General features: G+C 52.6%; 15 protein-coding genes and 1 pseudogene. 5 read left to right on the top strand and 11 right to left on the bottom strand.

Translation table 11 applies throughout. The annotated features are described in order from the left end of the window. Positions 1-113 precede the first annotated feature (113 nt). Positions 114-782 (top strand): GntR family transcriptional regulator, encoded by a 669-nt coding sequence (locus tag ACR0AK_RS10480; RefSeq protein WP_480793256.1) that lies wholly within the window; start codon positions 114-116, stop codon positions 780-782. A 24-nt stretch (positions 783-806) separates the two neighbouring features. Here the strand turns inward: ACR0AK_RS10480 and ACR0AK_RS10485 are convergent, their stop codons facing one another. The 3 genes from ACR0AK_RS10485 to ACR0AK_RS10495 form a co-directional block, all read right to left on the bottom strand. Then, the gene (locus tag ACR0AK_RS10485) at positions 807-1,325 is read right to left on the bottom strand and encodes a redoxin domain-containing protein (protein ID WP_480793257.1); all 519 of its coding nucleotides are present in this window, start codon (positions 1,323-1,325) and stop codon (positions 807-809) included. A gap of 608 nt (positions 1,326-1,933) precedes the next feature. Beyond that, positions 1,934-3,703, bottom strand: a complete 1,770-nt coding sequence (locus tag ACR0AK_RS10490; RefSeq protein WP_480793258.1) for an adenylate/guanylate cyclase domain-containing protein — start codon at positions 3,701-3,703, stop codon at positions 1,934-1,936. Positions 3,704-3,832: 129 nt separating this feature from the next. Continuing rightward, positions 3,833-4,732, bottom strand: coding sequence for a sulfotransferase domain-containing protein (locus ACR0AK_RS10495; protein ID WP_480793259.1), 900 nt, complete (start codon positions 4,730-4,732; stop codon positions 3,833-3,835). 121 nt (positions 4,733-4,853) lie between these two features. Between ACR0AK_RS10495 and ACR0AK_RS10500 the strand changes: the two genes are divergently transcribed. Beyond that, the gene (locus ACR0AK_RS10500) at positions 4,854-5,750 is read left to right on the top strand and encodes a LysR family transcriptional regulator (protein WP_367935769.1); all 897 of its coding nucleotides are present in this window, start codon (positions 4,854-4,856) and stop codon (positions 5,748-5,750) included. Positions 5,751-5,914: 164 nt separating this feature from the next. On the opposite strand, the pseudogene ACR0AK_RS10505 reads toward ACR0AK_RS10500, so the two are convergent. Both ACR0AK_RS10505 and ACR0AK_RS10510 read right to left on the bottom strand, forming a co-directional pair. Further along, a pseudogene (locus ACR0AK_RS10505) lies at positions 5,915-6,622 on the bottom strand (IS6 family transposase). A gap of 155 nt (positions 6,623-6,777) precedes the next feature. Then, complete coding sequence (locus tag ACR0AK_RS10510; protein WP_058273079.1) at positions 6,778-7,083, bottom strand: YciI family protein; 306 nt, start codon at positions 7,081-7,083, stop codon at positions 6,778-6,780. Between the two features lie 90 nt (positions 7,084-7,173). Between ACR0AK_RS10510 and ACR0AK_RS10515 the strand changes: the two genes are divergently transcribed. After that, positions 7,174-8,046, top strand: coding sequence for a LysR family transcriptional regulator (locus ACR0AK_RS10515; RefSeq protein WP_480793260.1), 873 nt, complete (start codon positions 7,174-7,176; stop codon positions 8,044-8,046). Between the two features lie 172 nt (positions 8,047-8,218). Beyond that, positions 8,219-10,093 carry a DUF3604 domain-containing protein gene (locus tag ACR0AK_RS10520; RefSeq protein WP_480793261.1) on the top strand — a complete coding sequence of 625 codons (1,875 nt, stop codon included), beginning with the start codon at positions 8,219-8,221 and terminating at the stop codon, positions 10,091-10,093. Positions 10,094-10,283: 190 nt separating this feature from the next. On the opposite strand, the gene ACR0AK_RS10525 is transcribed toward ACR0AK_RS10520, so the two are convergent. From ACR0AK_RS10525 to ACR0AK_RS10535, 3 genes are all read right to left on the bottom strand, one after another. Further along, a complete protein-coding gene (locus ACR0AK_RS10525) occupies positions 10,284-11,099 on the bottom strand; it encodes a hypothetical protein (protein WP_480793262.1) in 816 nt (271 codons plus the stop codon). 80 nt (positions 11,100-11,179) lie between these two features. Then, the gene (locus ACR0AK_RS10530) at positions 11,180-12,874 is read right to left on the bottom strand and encodes a sulfatase-like hydrolase/transferase (protein WP_480793263.1); all 1,695 of its coding nucleotides are present in this window, start codon (positions 12,872-12,874) and stop codon (positions 11,180-11,182) included. A 104-nt stretch (positions 12,875-12,978) separates the two neighbouring features. Then, the gene (locus ACR0AK_RS10535) at positions 12,979-13,263 is read right to left on the bottom strand and encodes a hypothetical protein (RefSeq protein ID WP_480793264.1); all 285 of its coding nucleotides are present in this window, start codon (positions 13,261-13,263) and stop codon (positions 12,979-12,981) included. Positions 13,264-13,321: 58 nt separating this feature from the next. Between ACR0AK_RS10535 and ACR0AK_RS10540 the strand changes: the two genes are divergently transcribed. Then, positions 13,322-14,701, top strand: coding sequence for a tetratricopeptide repeat protein (locus ACR0AK_RS10540; protein WP_480793265.1), 1,380 nt, complete (start codon positions 13,322-13,324; stop codon positions 14,699-14,701). Between the two features lie 304 nt (positions 14,702-15,005). On the opposite strand, the gene ACR0AK_RS10545 is transcribed toward ACR0AK_RS10540, so the two are convergent. The 3 genes from ACR0AK_RS10545 to ACR0AK_RS10555 all read right to left on the bottom strand — a co-directional run bounded on the left by ACR0AK_RS10545 (position 15,006) and on the right by ACR0AK_RS10555 (position 17,474). Continuing rightward, positions 15,006-15,638, bottom strand: coding sequence for a tyrosine-type recombinase/integrase (locus tag ACR0AK_RS10545; protein WP_480793266.1), 633 nt, complete (start codon positions 15,636-15,638; stop codon positions 15,006-15,008). A 476-nt stretch (positions 15,639-16,114) separates the two neighbouring features. After that, the gene (locus tag ACR0AK_RS10550; RefSeq protein ID WP_170558316.1) at positions 16,115-17,140 is read right to left on the bottom strand and encodes an adenylate/guanylate cyclase domain-containing protein; all 1,026 of its coding nucleotides are present in this window, start codon (positions 17,138-17,140) and stop codon (positions 16,115-16,117) included. After that, complete coding sequence (locus tag ACR0AK_RS10555; protein ID WP_170558314.1) at positions 17,133-17,474, bottom strand: Hpt domain-containing protein; 342 nt, start codon at positions 17,472-17,474, stop codon at positions 17,133-17,135. The genes ACR0AK_RS10550 and ACR0AK_RS10555 overlap by 8 nt, the downstream gene beginning before the upstream one ends. Position 17,475: the final 1 nt, after the last annotated feature.

The following is a 17,475-nucleotide window of genomic DNA, read 5'->3' on the forward strand; positions in this document are numbered from 1 at the left end:
CTACATTGGTTCACTCAAGCAAAACAAAATAGAATATTCTATTTGATTCAATGCTATAACGGTGAAACTGTAATTTGAAACGTGACTAAGACAGAGGGTGCAAGCAACATACCGTGGAAGAAATTGTCAGACGAACTACAACCGATGCGGTCTATGAAGCGCTACACGACGAGATCGTTTCGCTTGAAATTCTTCCCGGTACAAAGCTATCCGAAACAGAGGTAGCCAGCCGATTCGGCGTATCACGCCAACCTGTTCGCAACGCATTCACAAGGCTCGGCAACGAAGATCTGCTCTTAATACGACCACAAAAGGCGACCGTAGTTCGCGGGTTTTCGATGGAGCGTGTGGCTCTCGCTCGATTGGTTCGAATGGCGGTGGAGCTGGAGATCGTCCATCGAGCAATGGAAGTCTGGGACGCAACACGTGAAGCAAAACTTGCGGAAAATCTCGCCTTACAAGAGCAGGCGATCAGTGACGGTGATCTATCGGCGTTTCACGCGCTGGACTATGATTTTCACAAACTGATCTACGTGCTCAGCGGCAATCCGATGGCATTTGATGTAATGCTAGAATCCAAGCAAAAGGTTGACCGGCTTTGTATGCTCAGTCTTGAAAAGGGCAGTGCCGCAGACGCCATCCTCGCCGATCACCGAGAGATTGCACAGGCCATGGCGGCAGGAGACCATGATCAAGCGCAAGCCGCTGTCAGAACACACCTGTCCCGCCTCGACGAAACCATCGACTTCATTCACAAGACGCATCCAGGCTACTTTGAGTAACCGAGGCCATGCGATCTGTTGGTCTCAGGCCGTTCCTCGTTCCGGACGGTCATTATCAATATTGAATTTCATGCCGTCCAAAAGCTCTTCCAAATCGGGGCGTGCTGCTGGGCCGTTTGAGATATCGACCAACATCAGCGTCCCGTTCGGACGGATACCAAACGCACCAGGTTCGGCGAATAGACCTGTAGTTTCTGCATCAGACAGAGGTGATGACACAAAAAGACCAAGCGAGCGCATTTGCGCTTCGGTCATTCCATAACAAAGATCAAAATCCCAGCCAAATTCTGCTTGGTCCGCCGCAGCTTTTTCTTTGGTGTCGGCAGAGACAACGATAACGTCCATAACGTCAGCCCATGCTGACAGCGCCGCATTCAACTTGTTCAAGAAGCGCTTGCAGCGAGGACAATGCTTGCCTCGATAAACAAACAACATGGTCCAGCGGTCTTTTTGTTGACCGATCGTAACCTTGTCCTCAGACCCCAGCCTAAAAAAACTCATTTGCTCGACTTGCGCGCCAACATTTGGTTTGGCTGAGGTCATGAGTTGTTCCTTTCTTTTATAAACAAGGGCTTTGCGCGGATACCGCTAGCTTAGTTCATGTCACGTCAAGGCAATGATTGAAACCAAGATCGCAATATCATTGGGTGCTTGAAGGGCACGCTCGATCTAAGATCTCTGTTAGTTAACGGGGAACCACCGATACTTACCCGCCGTCACTCTACGGCCCTCGTTGCAGCCGGGCTTCTAATGCCGTAACAGGTGTGAGCGCAACCAGCGTACTTGTGTCGAATTCAACGCGACCTGATCACCAGTGGCCCCCAAGAAACCTTTACAATCGAGACCAGAACGATCAAACGATCTGCCTGGTGAAATCCACAACGTCACCGTTACTACCTAACTGTAACTTTAGGCTCACCGCAGTCATTGGACCGATTCTCTCAAACGTCAGCTTTGACGCGTTGAGCTGCCGTTCACGACCGGAAATTCGAAGTTTTTGTCCTGAACGACTGCTTTCACCAAAAGCGGACACTTACGGAAAACCGGTCTACTTCCGCTGTGCGGACGAAGCGGTCCTTCATAAGCGTCGCTTCAATGTTAGCTTTGCCCCGCCAAGCTGCCGTTAGCAATCTCTTGCGGATACCAATTCCTCAAGACGGGACTCCGGCTTTTTGCAAGCTATCGAGAACCAGTCGCCGCGCCTCGGCACTCCTAATTGGCAGTACTTGCTCGTATCGCGTCGTCGTCACATCTGGGTGTTTTCCTAGCAGTTCTTCAGCAGCATTTTTTGCATCATCTAGTCGTTCGAGCTTTGCGTAAATTGTTATCAAGACCCAATAAGTAGAATCCCATCCAGAGCTCATCGCCAGAGCACGCTGTGCCAGTTCCAGTGCTCGTTCTGGTGCACCTGCAACCAGGTGACCAAAGGCAGTGACAGTTAGGTAGCCGAAATAATTCGGATCTTTCGGGCAAAGATCAAGTGCACGGCCCAGTAGATCAAGGCCGTCGCTGAGTTCGTCGCCAAATACAAGAGCGCAGCCTGCCATCGCATTGACGAAACCGGAACCCGGATTGATTTCCACGGCCCGCTTTACGGCGTCTAAGCCTGACAAATAGTCCGTGCCAGTCATAGCAAGGACGAACCCACCAAGAACAATCGAATGCGCATCATCGCTTTCGTTGGTTAACACTCGGCGAGCCTTTGAAACCGCCAGGCCAACATCATCATCACCAAATGGCGCCCACAGTCGAGTCGCACGCTGCACTAAACACCAGCCGATGTGTGCCAAGGCAGGCGAAAAATCTGGATCTATGTCGGTCGCCTTGGTCAACAACTCAAGCGCTTTAAGGTTGGCATCAGAATGAGATGCATAGACATGAGGCAGCGCCTGGAGATAGAGATCGTAAGCCGCCATGTGCTCCACCGGTTTTCGGCGTGCGCGTTCAATTTCAGCTTTACGTATCGTCGGTTCTAAGGCGCCTACAACCTTGGCGGTGACTTTGTCTTGAAGTGCAAAGACATCATTGAACACACCGTCAAACTTCTCGGCCCAAAGGTGATTTCCCGTCTTTGCGTCAATCAATTGACCTGTAATACGAATTCTGTCACCCGATCTTCGAGCGCTTCCTTCCAGCACATATCTCACGCCGAGATCGCGTCCAACCTGCGTTATGTCAACGGCGCTGCCTTTGTAAACGAAACTGGAGTTCCTCGCGATTACAAAAAGCTGCTCGAATCTGGACAAAGCCGTGAGGATGTCTTCTGCCATTCCGTCCACGAAATATTCCTGATCGGCGTCTCCAGACATATTTGAAAAAGGCAGAACTGCGATAGATGGCTTATCAAGAGCATTCCGGACATTATTGGCATATTCGCCGGTTGGAGGGTCAGCGGGACTTCCGACTTCCAACGCATAGACCTTTAAGGGTTCGCTGATGTTCTTTAGCGATTTCGTTCCCAAGTCCGTAACTGACAAGTCGAGCCGGGCCCGAACCTGACGATAGGCGTCTTCAGATATGCAGATGGCACCAGGATCAGAAATACTTTCCAGACGCGCAGCGATGTTGACGCCGTCCCCCATAAGATCACCGTCGCCTTCTTCGACGACATCTCCGAGATGGATACCCATCCGGAATTCTACGCGGCTATCTTGAGGTAATCCGGCGTTTCGTTCGTTCATCGCACGTTGGATTGCGACCGCGCATCGAACGGCTTCGACCACGCTTCGAAATTCAATGAGCGATCCATCTCCGGTTCGCTTCACCAGGCGACCTTTGTGCACATCGATTGCTGGCTCGACAACTTCATTGCGAAGGGTGCGTAGCCGGGCCAGAGTGCCTTCTTCGTCAGCACCCGTCAGACGGCTGAAACCAACTATGTCCGTTACCAATATTGCCGCAAGCTTGCGATTTTCCAGCATTGCGCCGCACCTCACCGGTTCGTTTGGAATTTCGGATTAAACTCAATAAGAACAACGTCTGCGCGCTGCTGTGCTCGACCTTTTCCGAGGCTTGGCAGTCGCGGATTGCGATCACTCGGTGATGCCTGATCAACCCTGTTGGCTACCGGACATAGTCCATCGGGCACATTCCTCTCCAAGTTGAGTTTTTGCAGTCTCTTCATACTTATCTATGAGGGATTGTGGCAGTGTATCCCGCCACCGGCCATTCATCCCTTTGTGAATAAATGTGCGGGCGCCTCCCTGCCAAAATGCACCTCCTAAAGGCGCCGATTGAGCTGCGTTTGTTTTCATATAGTCGAACGAGCAGTGTTCAAGAGCGCGTTCCATTGTCTCTTCGTCAACGGTCACGTCGATGAAGTCGGCTATCCGAGACATTTGTCCTTCCAGATCAGCCTTCAAATCAGAAAAATGAACCAGCAACACGTTTGGCAGGTCCCTTATCTCCCACCACGAGCGGACGCTTTCCCAGAATGACCAAAACGGCGCGCCGTCGTTTTCCAACCAATGCTGGAAATACTCGATCTCTGAGCGTGCAGGCGCGCCAATAGCCGGCCCTACGCGCCCCGGCGAATTGTTCAGCGCGTCGTACCAAGCTTCGTTTGCGTTTGCATGATGGTTATACAGCGACCAGACAATATCGCGCCCGTCGCGCCCAACATAAATGTACTTGCATTTGTGATGGAACACGAGCGCATCGACGGGTAAATGCGTTTTCATAAAGCGGCGATGGGTCTGCGCCTCGATCATTGCGAGTTTCACTTCTTTTGGCGGGACGCGCAGGTCGACCCAAGGGCTCATTTCTGAAACGGCAATTCCTTCTTGTGCATCAAACAAAAGCTGACCCACGATCTGTTGCATCCAAGTGGTTCCTGACTTTGCATAAGTCCCAATGATGATGTCGTCGTCGCGAAACCTTACGTCTTCCCACACTGTGCTATCGATGTGATGATTATGAATGTCTCGGGTTTTTTCCGGTAAGCCGCGCACTGCAGGATCCTCGCAAGTTCAACAGTTGGGTGCTAGGATACCTACGAGCCCCCTCTGCACAAATACAGAATAGTGATGTGCTATTCTGCATTCCTGCAGACTGACGTGTGAGAGACCGGCGATGTTCAATTGGAATGACATTAGAGTTTTTCTCGCGGTAGCTGAGGAAGGGTCGACTCTCGCAGCAGCCAGTGTTGTTGGACTGAACCAAACAACAGTAGCTCGCCGTATTGATGCGCTTGAGCACTCTTTGAAGTTAAAGCTATTTGATCGTGACAATCGCGGATATGAAATAACAGCTCAGGGCATGGTGCTACTGGATGTAGCTAGAACCATGCGGAATTCAGCAACATCGGTAATTTCGACCGCCGAACAGCTGACGCGTGATGATCAAGGTGTGATCCGTTTTGCCGGTAACGCTGAGGCTATGCAGCGATTTGGCGTTGGTTTGGTATCAAGCTTTCGGGAAAAGAACGCGGACATTGCGTTTGAGTTGATGATCGACGTCGCTTGGAACAAGGATCAGCCACCTCTGGAGACCGGAAAGGCCGATCTGGCACTTCGACCATTGGACGAGATTTCGGGTGATGCGCTCGTCGCCAAGAAACTTGCCAGGTTCCCCTTAGGCGTTTACTGCAGCCAGTCCTACGATCAAAAATACACGGCGCCAAAAACACTTAAAGAGATAAAAAACCATAAGTTCCTAGTTTATTCGAACGATGTCGCGAAAGTTATGAAAGCGGTCGATTGGTTAAACCTGCAACTCAAAGACAGTCAGGTTCTTTATCAGGTTAACGCCGTAGCCAGCATGGTTGCGGCTTTGCAAACAGGGGTCGGTCTAGGGTTGCTACCATGTGTGACAGGTGATGCGCATCCCGATCTCGTGCGGTGCTTCCAGCACGATGAGCTTCACCATACTCTTTGGTTGGTCGCTTCTCAGGAAAGTTACAGACGCCCGGCGGTTCGAAGCTTCATGGCTTTTGCCGGCCAACACTTTAAAAAGTTTGAGCGTAATTAATGTTCGGTTAGATCAATGTAGTAGGCAGCATCTTTTTGGATTTCATAAATTGGTCCAATACGTATTGAGCGGCAAGGCCTGCAGCTGAGCTTCGCATCCCGAAAACGCACCGGTGCTGTCAGAGGAATTCGAACCAGTCTCTGTTTGCCGCAGAAACCGTGAACCTATCCGGAACAAAGTTGACGCCACTCGCTAAGTGCGGCGGCGCGGGTCAGCTTGAAGGTGTCTCGGCTGGCTAGCTATCTTTCCTGGTTGAAGTGGTTGTATACGGAGGAATGGACGGAAGCGAATTTCTGTAAACTTCGCATGCGCCTGAAACGTTGCATAGCGCGTTCGCGTCGTCGAAACGGCAGGTGCGAATTCTCAACCCGGTTGTTAAGCCACCTGCCCGTCTGCCGTTTTTCCAGAGCGCCCAAATCTCTGAGCGTAGCCTTGTAGGATGCGAAGCGATCTGTGACTACTTCTTCAGCTTGGCCGTGGCGTTTCACTAATTTCTTAAGAAATTTCAACGCTGCAGCTTTGTTTCGGCGCTTCGTGACAACCGCTTCCAGCACTTCACCTTCGTGATCGACCGCACGCCAGAGATAGTGGCGTTTGCCATTCACCTTCACAAAGACCTCGTCCACGTGCCACTTCCATTTTGAAAAGGCTCGGAGTTGCTGAACACGCTTTCGTCTGATCTCGGCAGCAAACATTGGGCCAAACCTGTTCCACCAATATCAGACAGTTTCGTGGCTCACGTCGATGCCTCGCTCATGCAGCAGATCTTCGACATTCCGAAGCGAGAGTGGAAACCGAATATACAGCATCACCGCCAGGCGGATGATCTCAAGACTGGTTTTGAAGTACTTGAAGGTCGCAGGTTTGGTAATTCCTAAATGCTATGCACCCGCCCTGCCCCGCTCAAGCAAAGTTCTTCTGACAAGACCGTTCAGTGATTTCAGCCCGATGTCTGCTGTGCGGACTAAGCGAGCTTTCGCTGCGCTTGCACCAATATCCGCTACAACCTTGCCCACATGCTGATACCTCAGCTCGGATGGATCAAACGTGCCCCGTCAGCGTAGACCTGTTTCCATTTGATGATCGAATACGAACTCCGGAGGCCAGTAGGCCAAAAAGGGTCTTCGTGCACTAGTTGCTCCACGTCGTCCTCAGAATCTGCTTCCACAATCCATAAACCGTCGCGGCCTTGACCTTCGGCGTCGGACAAAGGGCCAGCTACCTCGATTTTGTCCGCGTTATGCTCCAGGAAATCGAGGTGCTTGGCCATATGCGTTTTGCGGATATCTGGATCGGCGTCTGGCGTGTCTTCGAACAGGATGATGAACTTCATTTGTTTTCTCTCCTCCAGTTTTGTGAGACCAAAACTGCCACAATAAAACTGAAGATTGTGTCAGCAATATCGGCAAGTTACTCTGCAAAAATGCAGAGACACGATTGGAACGATCTCAAGTACCTCTTGGCCCTTCACCGCGAAGGAAAGCTGACCGAAGCAGGACGGACAGTTGGCGTTAGTGATACAACGGTAGCCCGTAGGTTAAAGACACTCGAAGAGGCACTGGCGACAATACTGTTTTTGCGCAGCGCAAATGGACGGTACGAACCAACGGACGCGGCGCTGCAGATTCTGTCACTCGCCGAGAGCATCGAGGCAAGTCATGCTGCTATAAGCGCAATTTCAGGCGAAAGCACCAACACGGTTTCGGGTTCCGTGCGCTTGAGCGCCGTTCCCGTTATTGTAAACCGTTTTATTGTTCCTCAGCTCCCACTTTTGACCCGTCTGCATCCAGACCTCAAAGTCGAGCTTGTTCCGAGTTCGGACAATCTGGACTTGTCCAAGCGTGAAGCCGATCTTTCTGTCCGCTTTGCACGTCCATCTGATGGGGGTCTGCGCACCAAAGCCCAAAAGCTGGGCGAAGTGTCGTTTGTTGCTTGCGCCGCAAGCTGTATCTCGCCCAAGCAATATGGAACACTGGGCTGGATCACCTATGACGAGGCACATTCTCGCCTGCGGCAGGCGCGTTGGCTTGAAAGTACGGCGAAGTCTGAAAACCTGCGTGCCGGTTTGCGGGTAACGGATGTTGAGACGGCGCTGCAGGCCGTTGTGGCGGGCATTGGAAAGACGCTACTGCCAAGAGCAGTCGTATTGTCCGATCCACGATTGCGAGCGATCGAGCCAAAAGATTGCGCCAAGTTTCCAAGCAGGGAGGTTTGGATGTTGTCGCATGTGGATCAGACATCAAGAGCGTCAATTACGGCAGCCAAAGAGTGGCTAATGAGTTTGAGCTGGCACTGACGCGCGACCTAGTCGCTCGCTGCGCTTTGCACGAATGACCGCTTTCGGTGAAAGCAGCGATCCGCGGATTGCATCGTCAATGACCGCTGTGCTGACGAAACGGTCATAGATATTGCGTCTTAGATATTTGCAACAAGCGTAGTATTCTCTGTACGAATTATGAGGTTACGAAATGTTCCGTTTAGCATCTGTTTTGACTATTGCGTTTACTGCTGCCGCGTATGCCGAGGACATCCCGAGCACTCAACCCGGCGACAGAGAGTATTCCCCCTACCCACAACAGAACTTTCCTAATCAGGTCTTTTTCGGCGACACCCATTTGCATACATCATACTCTGCCGATGCTGGGATGATCGGGAATGTACTCGGCCCTGATGAAGCGTACAGGTTTGCCAAAGGAGAAGTCGTTACATCCAGCACCGGTGTCGAAGCGAGGTTGCGCCGACCATTGGATTTTCTGGTTATTGCCGATCACGCCGAGAACCTTGGTCTTGCGCCACTGCTCTCAGCCAAAGATGCCACGCTGCTCTCCACGGAGTTTGGCCAGCAACTGAACGCGGCTGTCGAGGCCGGTGATCCCGTTGGCGCATGGTCGATTTGGAGCCAAGCCAAGTCCACTGGCACAGACCCATTGGCGGATTATCAGGAGATTTACCAAACAGCGTGGAGCAACATTACCTCCGCCGCTGAGGCACACAATCAACCTGGTTTGTTTACTGCGCTTATCGGGTTCGAGTGGACCTCAAACCCACAGCGGAACAACCTGCACAGGAATGTCATATTCAACGGTGGCAAAGAGGGCGCAGACAAGATCATCCCGTTCTCGAACTTTGATAGCTTCGACCCCGAAGACCTTTGGGCATGGATGGAACAAGCCGAAGAGACAACAGGCCAAAAGCTGCTTGCGATCCCGCACAATGGCAATTTGTCAAACGGGTTGATGTTCGACGAAGTGCGCTTGTCGGGCGAACCGTTCGATGTTGAGTATTTCAAACAGCGCGCCAAGTGGGAACCGATCTACGAAATCACACAAATGAAAGGTGACGGCGAAGCACATCCCATGCTGTCACCAGACGATGAATTTGCTGACTTCGAAACGTGGGACAAAGGACAACTTGGACCAGAGCCCAAGACACCGGAGATGCTTCCACGCGAGTATGCGCGGGCCGCATTGCGGCGGGGGCTTGGATACGAGGCGGAAACGGGGACAAACCCCTTCAAATTTGGCGTAATCGGCTCAACTGATGCTCATACATCGCTGTCCACGGTTGGCGAGGACAATTTCTTCGGGAAAGTCTCAGCTGTTGAACCTACTGCTGACCCGATCCGATTTGAAGAGGTCGTCGGCGGTATTGGTGGTGACGAGAATGTTGCCCAATATGCATGGCAGACTTCGGCGTCGGGTTTGGCGGCCGTTTGGGCAAGGGAAAACACCCGCGAGGCCATTTGGGAGGCTTTTGCTCGGAAAGAGGTCTATGCGACCACGGGGCCGCACATGCGTGTTCGCGTTTTCGCCGGATATGAATTCGACGTAACCGACCTGCCACGTGCGAACTTTGCCGCGTATGGATATGAAAATGGCGTCCCGATGGGGGCGGATTTGCCAGCGGATAGTGACGGTCGGTCTCCGCGGTTTCTCATCCGTGCGCTCCGTGACCCCGATGGGGCCAACCTCGACCGTATTCAGATTGTCAAAGGCTGGCTGAGCAGTGACGGCACAACGTCGGAACGTGTTTATGACGTTGCTTGTGGCGGGCGTGAACTTGTAAACGCGGCGTGTGACGGCCCGGTTGGCAATACGGTGGATGTAGAAAACGCGTCTTGGACAAATGACATCGGCCAGGCAATTCTCGCCGGATATTGGGAAGACCCGAACTTCGACCCGACGCATAGCGCGTTCTACTACGTGAGAGTGTTGGCAATACCGACACCACGGTGGACGACATACGATGCAAAGGTGTTCGGAACGCAGATCCCTAACGAAGCCCCGCTTTCGCTACAGGAACGAGCCTACACATCACCAATTTGGTACACACCTCGCGGATGATTTTTTGGGAACCCAAAACGACCATTCACTTATTTTGCTTCGGGCTCGGTTCGGTCATTCGCGGGTTTTCCGTGAGCGTCTGCATCTCGGGACAAAACAGCAATTGAACGCAAGTTCGACCTTATCAATGAATGAAGACCTCAAATGACAAACACAAGGACTTGGTATTTCCTCTACGACACGCTCGTAGTTAGAAAGAGAAGGTTACACCAAGCAGTGGTCCTGTTTGCATGACGTCATAGGCGAATGTCCCATCGGACCGTTCCGTCTCATAGTCGATTTCGTAGTGCCGCCAACCGAAACGAATAGAGGTATTTTCCCAAGCTTGGTAGGCGAAGCCCAGCGAAACACGCCAGTGGGAGTTGACATTTTCGCCACCAAGGCCTGCGTCAGCCGCAGCAACCAAGAACCAACGGTCCGAGAGCTCCCACGTGCCACGAGCGCCAACAACAACCTCGGTCCATGTTTCAGTCCCGCCAAGGGTGACGCTAGTTCCCATAGCGGAAACGTCAGCCTCCTGCTTCAGTTCGTTGTAGCGAAGCCCAGCTTGAAGATCGACTGAATACGGGTGATCGTTCTTGCCATAAACCCCATTTGCAACTTTGTAACCGCCCAAAAATCCGATCCACGATTGCTTAACATCGAGGTCAACGTCAACGTTCCCGGCTGGAAGTGGGATGGATTGATCGGTCCCTAGCTTTGCGTAGTTTGCATCGACTATGAAGCCCCAGTTCTCCGTCCAACCTTCGTATTGTGCCGAGATACCGAAGTCCAAGAGTTCTAGCGCGTTTTGAAAATTCAAATCAAGATCAACGCTGGTATTAGCAATAGTCGAGGTCCCCGTCAGCGATTGCGGAAGAAAACCGTAGACAGTCACGCCATATCGCCAGTCTTCAGAAAATGAGAGGGCTACGGGTTCGGCTTTTGTGACCGAGGGTAACACTATGCCGAAAGCAGCAGCGAAAAGAGCCAGGGCATTGGGAGAGAAAAAGAAAGCAAGTGTCATCGCGTTCGGTCCTTCAATCGCGCAAGTTCTAGATAAACCTGACCGGATTGTGCCGGTCAGGACACTTGATCGGGGGCCGCTTAATCCGACTTTCTAGTGAGACCTTGAGCAAACAGGATATTGTCCACGAGTTCCTTTGTTTCAGGTCGAAGGTTTTCAATTCCGCCATACAGTGGCCCATGCCCTGGAGGCATGTCAGGATAAAGCTCTTTCATGGCAAGATGGCGTTGGGCCATCAGACTGAAATTGGCACCGAATCCTACGCCGATACGAATGGAATCCTGCGGCCGATCCTCACGCGGGTTCTTGTATAGGTCGTACATGGCAGCAAGGATGGGGTTTCCGCCAGGAGGTGGCAAATGCATCTTGTACTGCTGCTTGACCAGCGATCTCAGCACAAACCCTTCGTAGATAAATACATAATCTCGGCGCCCATGCGTTTCCCCGAGAAGCCAAAGCGCGGTTTGATCGACCCCGTCGATAATCCGGTCGCGTGGGATGCTCGCCTCGCCGTCGCCCAGTCGCGCAAAGGTACTGAACAGGTCGGAAACGTGGGTGATATCTTTAACACGTGTCCCTTCCTCAATCATCCCGGGCCAGCGGACAAAAGCACTAACACGAACGCCACCCTCCAGATGCTCGGTCTTGCCGCCGCGATAGATCCGGTCGGACTGTCCGCTCTTGTCGACGAACTCCATGAACGGGCCATTGTCCCCCATGATCACGATGATCGTATTGTCTGCTATTCCCAATTCTTCGACCCGAGACAGGATTTCACCGATGTAACCATCGACTTTCACGATAGCTTCTGCGACCGGCCCACCGTTCAGAGTTTGCACTTGTTCGATATCAGTCCTGGTAAAGCTGATCGGGAACAGCGGCCAGTACTGCAAAAAGAACGGCTTGTCGCCTTTGGCGAGCTTTTCCAGTTGATCTAGAGTGCTCTGCTTGTAGCGCTGCCCCATGGCAACATAGTCGTCCTGCGAGAACTTCTGCCCCGGCTCCATGTGGACCTCTCGTATCGCTCCACCTTTTTCTCCGACAGTTCCATAAACCATTGCATAAGGGTCGATGCGGAAGGTGTCATCCAGCATCAGATCGGTAGAACGAAGCCTCAGATCGACACCATCAACATGTCCTTCGTTCAAAGCCGTCGAATTCATCAAAGCAAGCTGCGCCTGTTGGTGAATCGGATGTTCGGCATAATCGAAACCTTGGTTGATCGCATAGCTTTGTTCGATGTCACCCATGTGCCACTTGCCGATATGGGCCGTTGCGTAGCCATTTTCGCCCAGCACTTCGGCCAAGGTCACTTCGCGGTCTGCCAAACCCTCGCCCTCAGGCACCGCTTTGGCCTCATCGAAACCGGTCCGGACCGGGTGTCGCCCGGTCAACATGGCGACGCGGGTGGGAGTGCAAGACGGTTCGGTATACATCCGCATCATGGACATACCTTGGTCTGCGAAGTCCGTTATGTTTGGTGTCGAGTATCCACGTACCACATCCAGATCTGGCATTCCGACTTCGCCAAATCCTACGTCATCCAGCAGGATGTACAGTATGTTTGGGGGCTTGCCGCCGTTCTTATCTCGGAACTCCGCCAGCTTGACGTCGATGTCTTTGTCTTCAGTTGCCCAGCGATCACCGTGCTGGCGCTCCAGAATTCGATACTCGGCGTCTCGAATAATCGAACTTTCTTGAGCCCGAGCTATGGATGTCGACAAGACAAGTGCGACCCCGCAAACCGGTACTAGGAATTGATTTAGACTTTGCATTTTGGCTCCTCTTTTTTTGCATTGTGAAACGGTGTCCGCGGCGCACGAAAATCACCCGGGCGTTCCAAACTCTCTTGTCTGTTGTTCCAATTGACCCGCTCTACTCAGTCGGGTTCGAGCTTTGCCAAAATTTCCTTCTTCAACCCTGCAAGGCTACTATTGAAGGCATCGTTCCAGACATCCTGTTGAGCGAATTCGCATTGCCGGCTCGTCAACAAAAGTTCGAAATCTCTGCAAATCTCGTCAAGCTCAGCGTCCGTTTCTCGGCGCTTCTGAATGTTTTCTGCAAGTCCACCAAAATGCTTCTCGAATACTCGCATGTGCCTATCGAACCCATTAGCTCTCGCTAAGATCACATTACCTACCGCTGAAGCCAGCGGGAGTTTCACACGGTGAGAAAGGGGTGAAAATCCTTTCAATTTGACCGCTTATCAGTAGTCTGCTGGCATGGGTCCCAGGGAAACTAAAGCCAATAAGCACCCGCTTGGGTCGGGGCAACTGGAGTTGGAAGAAGTTCGTGAAGAACTCAATCGTGTGAAGTCCAGCGAGCTTTTCACAGGCGCAAGCCGGCTCTCTGAATTGCTAGACTACATCGTAGAGCAGAACCTTGTTGATCCCACACAAAAGCCGCTCGCCAAAACAATCGCTGAGGATGTCTACGGCAGACCTCCGGATCAAAATGGTGACAGCCATAACATCGTTCGGGTTGACGCCGGGCGTCTCAGGCGCCGGCTTGCACAGTATTTTGCCGGCTCGGGAAGAGACGACCCAATCCATATTCATATCGATCCCGGCGGGTATGTACCTCGTTTCGAACTCAAGTATTCTGCGGACGCTCAAACTGAGGACGTTGCGACAGAATTAGAACTCCATAGCAGATGGAAGAGCAGGCCGATACAGATTGCCGTAAGCATCTTCGTGGCGCTTGCTGTCGGCTTGGGCTTGGGGATCACGATCAGTTCTACGCGAGAAAACACGACCGACGTTTCCGGACATTTCGAGACCTCAAATGATCCCACGCTAGAGGCGGAAAGGCGCGCACATCTCGCGAAGTCGCCGTCTAGCCTTCAAGCTGTGACACTCTCAGATCAGGCGCGGAATTTGATTTTTCCCATGATGGAGCGGGCACAGCTTGAACTAGCTTTGGCGATGTTCCGTCATGCAATCGAGAAGGACGAATCCTACTTTGGTGGATATGCAGGTGCATCCCAGTGTTTGGCTGCTTTTGCGATTTTTGCACCAGACGGTCCTCAGCGTTCTATGCTGCTCAAAGAGGCGCGCCATTTAGCCGACCAAGCCGAAGTTCTGTCACCTGCCAACTCGTGGACGCAGTCGGCACTGTCCTGGGTTGACCTTGCCGAAGGTGATACAAAACGAGCCATGGAGCACGCAGACATTGCCTTGGATCTCGCCCCTAAGGACGGCAACGTCCTGGATTTCTATGCAATGGTCATGCTGGCGACTGGCGACTTTGACGCGGCTCTCGCCGCGTCGACGAGCGACCGTCCGCGAACATCGGGCTTAGGACGATTTGCAAACAAGAGTATCTATGGCGCTGCTAGCTTTCACGCAGGAAAATACGAGCAAGCCATCGACGCTCTCAATGCCGCTACCCGCGCCGGAGACCCGATTTCGGCTCCCACTTTGGTCTACCTCGCAGCAGCAAATGCGGCGCTCGGAAATCAAGCAGAGGCCTTGGCTTTAGAGGCAGACTTAAAGCTGAACTGGCCGACAATTGACACTATTGCTCTTTTGGATCGCCTTTATGTGAATCCAGAGCAGGTTCGCGCCCTAACTGATCACTTAAGCACCATACATCAAAGGTGAGCTTTAGACTCGGAGAAGCCGTAGCCGCGGAGCAGAAAGTAAGGGTTGGTCAAAGGGCTGCTTTGGGCTCGAAGAGGATGTTCGCCGCACTTTTCATGAGTGACTGCTTACTTCGCACAAGCAGTCACTTGGGAGTGATGACGCCCCAGCTACTGACCTGAGCCCAGCGATCCGGGCGGGAGATTCAACTCAATCGACGACGATGGTGACGCTCGTTTCGGCTCAGAAGCCCGGTGGATGGTCGACACTCATGCGACAATTGCCAGTCACGAAAAGCGGGCGACTCTTGCCGCCCGCTTAATCTTCACACGTCGATCTTTTCTGCGATACTCAGCGCGTCTTCCAATTCAACGCCAAGATATCGAACTGTGCTGTCAACCTTGGTGTGGCCAAGCAAGAGCTGCACCGCGCGTAGATTGCCCGTTTTCCGGTAGATCAGTGCCGCTTTTGTGCGTCTCAGCGAATGCGTGCCGTAACCGTTTGGCTCCAAACCAATCGCCGACACCCAATCGCGGACTAAACGCGCGTACTGTCGCGTCGATATATGCGGCCTTTCGTGGAAGCGGCTTGAGAAAAGGAAATTGCGTCCAAGCATCTCCGGGCGACATACCCAGGTCCAGATGGACTGGCGGGTATTTTCCGAAACCTCGAATTTGACTGGCCGCTTTGTTTTGCTCTGGACAACTGTCACGCGTTCGCGGACACGATCACCAGCAACAAGATCGGCTACGTTCAAACGAACGAGATCGCAGCCTCGCAGCTTGCTATCGATCGCAAGATTGAAGAGTGCCAAGTCCCTGAGGTTGTCCGAGAGTTCAAGCCGGGCGCGGATGGCCCAGACCTGCTTCGCGAGAAGCGGGCGTTTCTGGCCTATATGGCGACCTTTGTTCCATGGCGGGCGCTTCGGTGTGATGGCAGGAAGTTGAATAATGGACATCGTTTGTCCTCCATCCTTCCCTCCCTCTCCAGGCACCGACACCGTGTCGACCAACTGAATCTATCAGGGAGCTAAAGACAGGTTTCTCAGAGTACTCGACGTTCGTTAGCAGCGCAGCGTATGACCGCATCGAGCCCATAGACGACCTTAGAGACCAGCGCAGCATTCGTCGTGATGGGCGGAATGCGGAAGTTCGCTGCGGTGCAAAGCAAATGTTACACTATTCCAAAGCGGCCATTGAATCGGACAAATTGCTTAAAAAACCCGGATGATAATCATCTATCACAGTTCGCTTCATCTGCTCTCCACGCATCGAATGAAGCCCGATTTTGTCTGTGGCAATAGGTCCATGGCCAGGCGAAAAAATACGACCTGTTTTAGCAAAACCAAGTTCACTGGCTGCGACGGCGGGGTGCTTTGATCCTAAGCGAATTTTCAGGAAATGATATCTGAGAAACGATACTCGTGTCGGAAGATCACAAAGCGTGAATGTCGAATGGATCGGAGAAGCCCTTGATCTGTGTCCCGCCAAAAGTCTCCTGAATATCAACTCCGTCGAGCAGATCCAGGGTCTCTTGATCGACCAAAATCCGGCTTCCGGTGTTCTGGGTTTCCGCTTCCAATCGGGCTGCGAGATTTACCGCGGATCCGATACAGGTATAGGTCGCCCGGTTGTCAGTGCCGGCATAGCCCGCGACGACTTCGCCTGTGGCGATACCGATACCGATCCTGAGATTCCGTTCTCCATCTGCGAGCCGGTCGTGATTCAGCATCTCTATCATGCTATGCATTTCATGCCCTGCAGCTACTGCACTTTGCGCAGTATTGTTCAGAGGTTGTGGAACACCGAAGAGAGCCATCAACCCGTCACCCAGCATAAGGCTGACAATGCCGCCATTGCTGGTCACTGCCTCGAACATCAACGTGTAGAAGGTGTTGAGCAGATCAATTGTTGCCTCGGGTGCTAGGTTTTCTGAAAGGGCTGTGAAACCGCGAATGTCGCAAAAAAGAACCGATGCGTTTGCACGTTTACCACCGATGGCAAAGCCAGACTCTTGCAGGTCTTGCGCAACTTCGGTGGTCGCGAAACGCTCGAGCAGGCGTCTTTGTTCGTCCCGCAATCGCTTCTTTTCAAGGCCGCTGGAGACGCGGGCGCTGAGAAGCGTCTTGTTCACCGGCTTGGGCAAGTAGTCTTCCGCACCTAACTCGATACAGCGCACAATATTGTCGAGCCCTTCGACAGAGGAGGTCACAATTACCGGTAATTCGCGCAGGTCGGGGTCCGCATTGATTGCCTCCAGAACCTGAAACCCGTCCATTTCCGGCATTTCGATATCGAGTAGAAGCAGGTCATAGGACTGACTCGACAACATCTCCATCGCGACGAGGCCGTTCTCCGCAACAGAGGCTTTGTGCCCCAACAGTTCAACATTGCGAGACAGGAGTAGCCGATTGACTTTGTTGTCATCAACGATGAGGAGATGGCCGGGTACATCAGTCATTGTACAGGGTCCGCAGGGCCACAGCAGCTTTGGCGAAAGCGGTCTCTAGAGCTTTCGCATCTGTAAAGTCGCCAGTCGCGGGCATGTCCCCGAGCTCGATTTTTCTTGCCAACTCGGCCAGCGTAGTCGCACCAAAGGTGTTTGCATTCGATTTAATGGAATGAGCCGCGCGGCGATATCCATCGGGGTCGGACGCGTCGGCAGCCGCTTTCAATTCGGCAATCATGCCGGGGGCTTCGTCGAGAAAGGTGTTTACAAGCTCGGCGGCAAATTCGTCGCCAGTCGCGTCCTTGAGTTCAGCAAAGATATCAAGATCAATTGGGCCGTTTTTCATG

The sequence above is a fragment of the Ruegeria sp. BI12 genome (assembly GCF_056537985.1).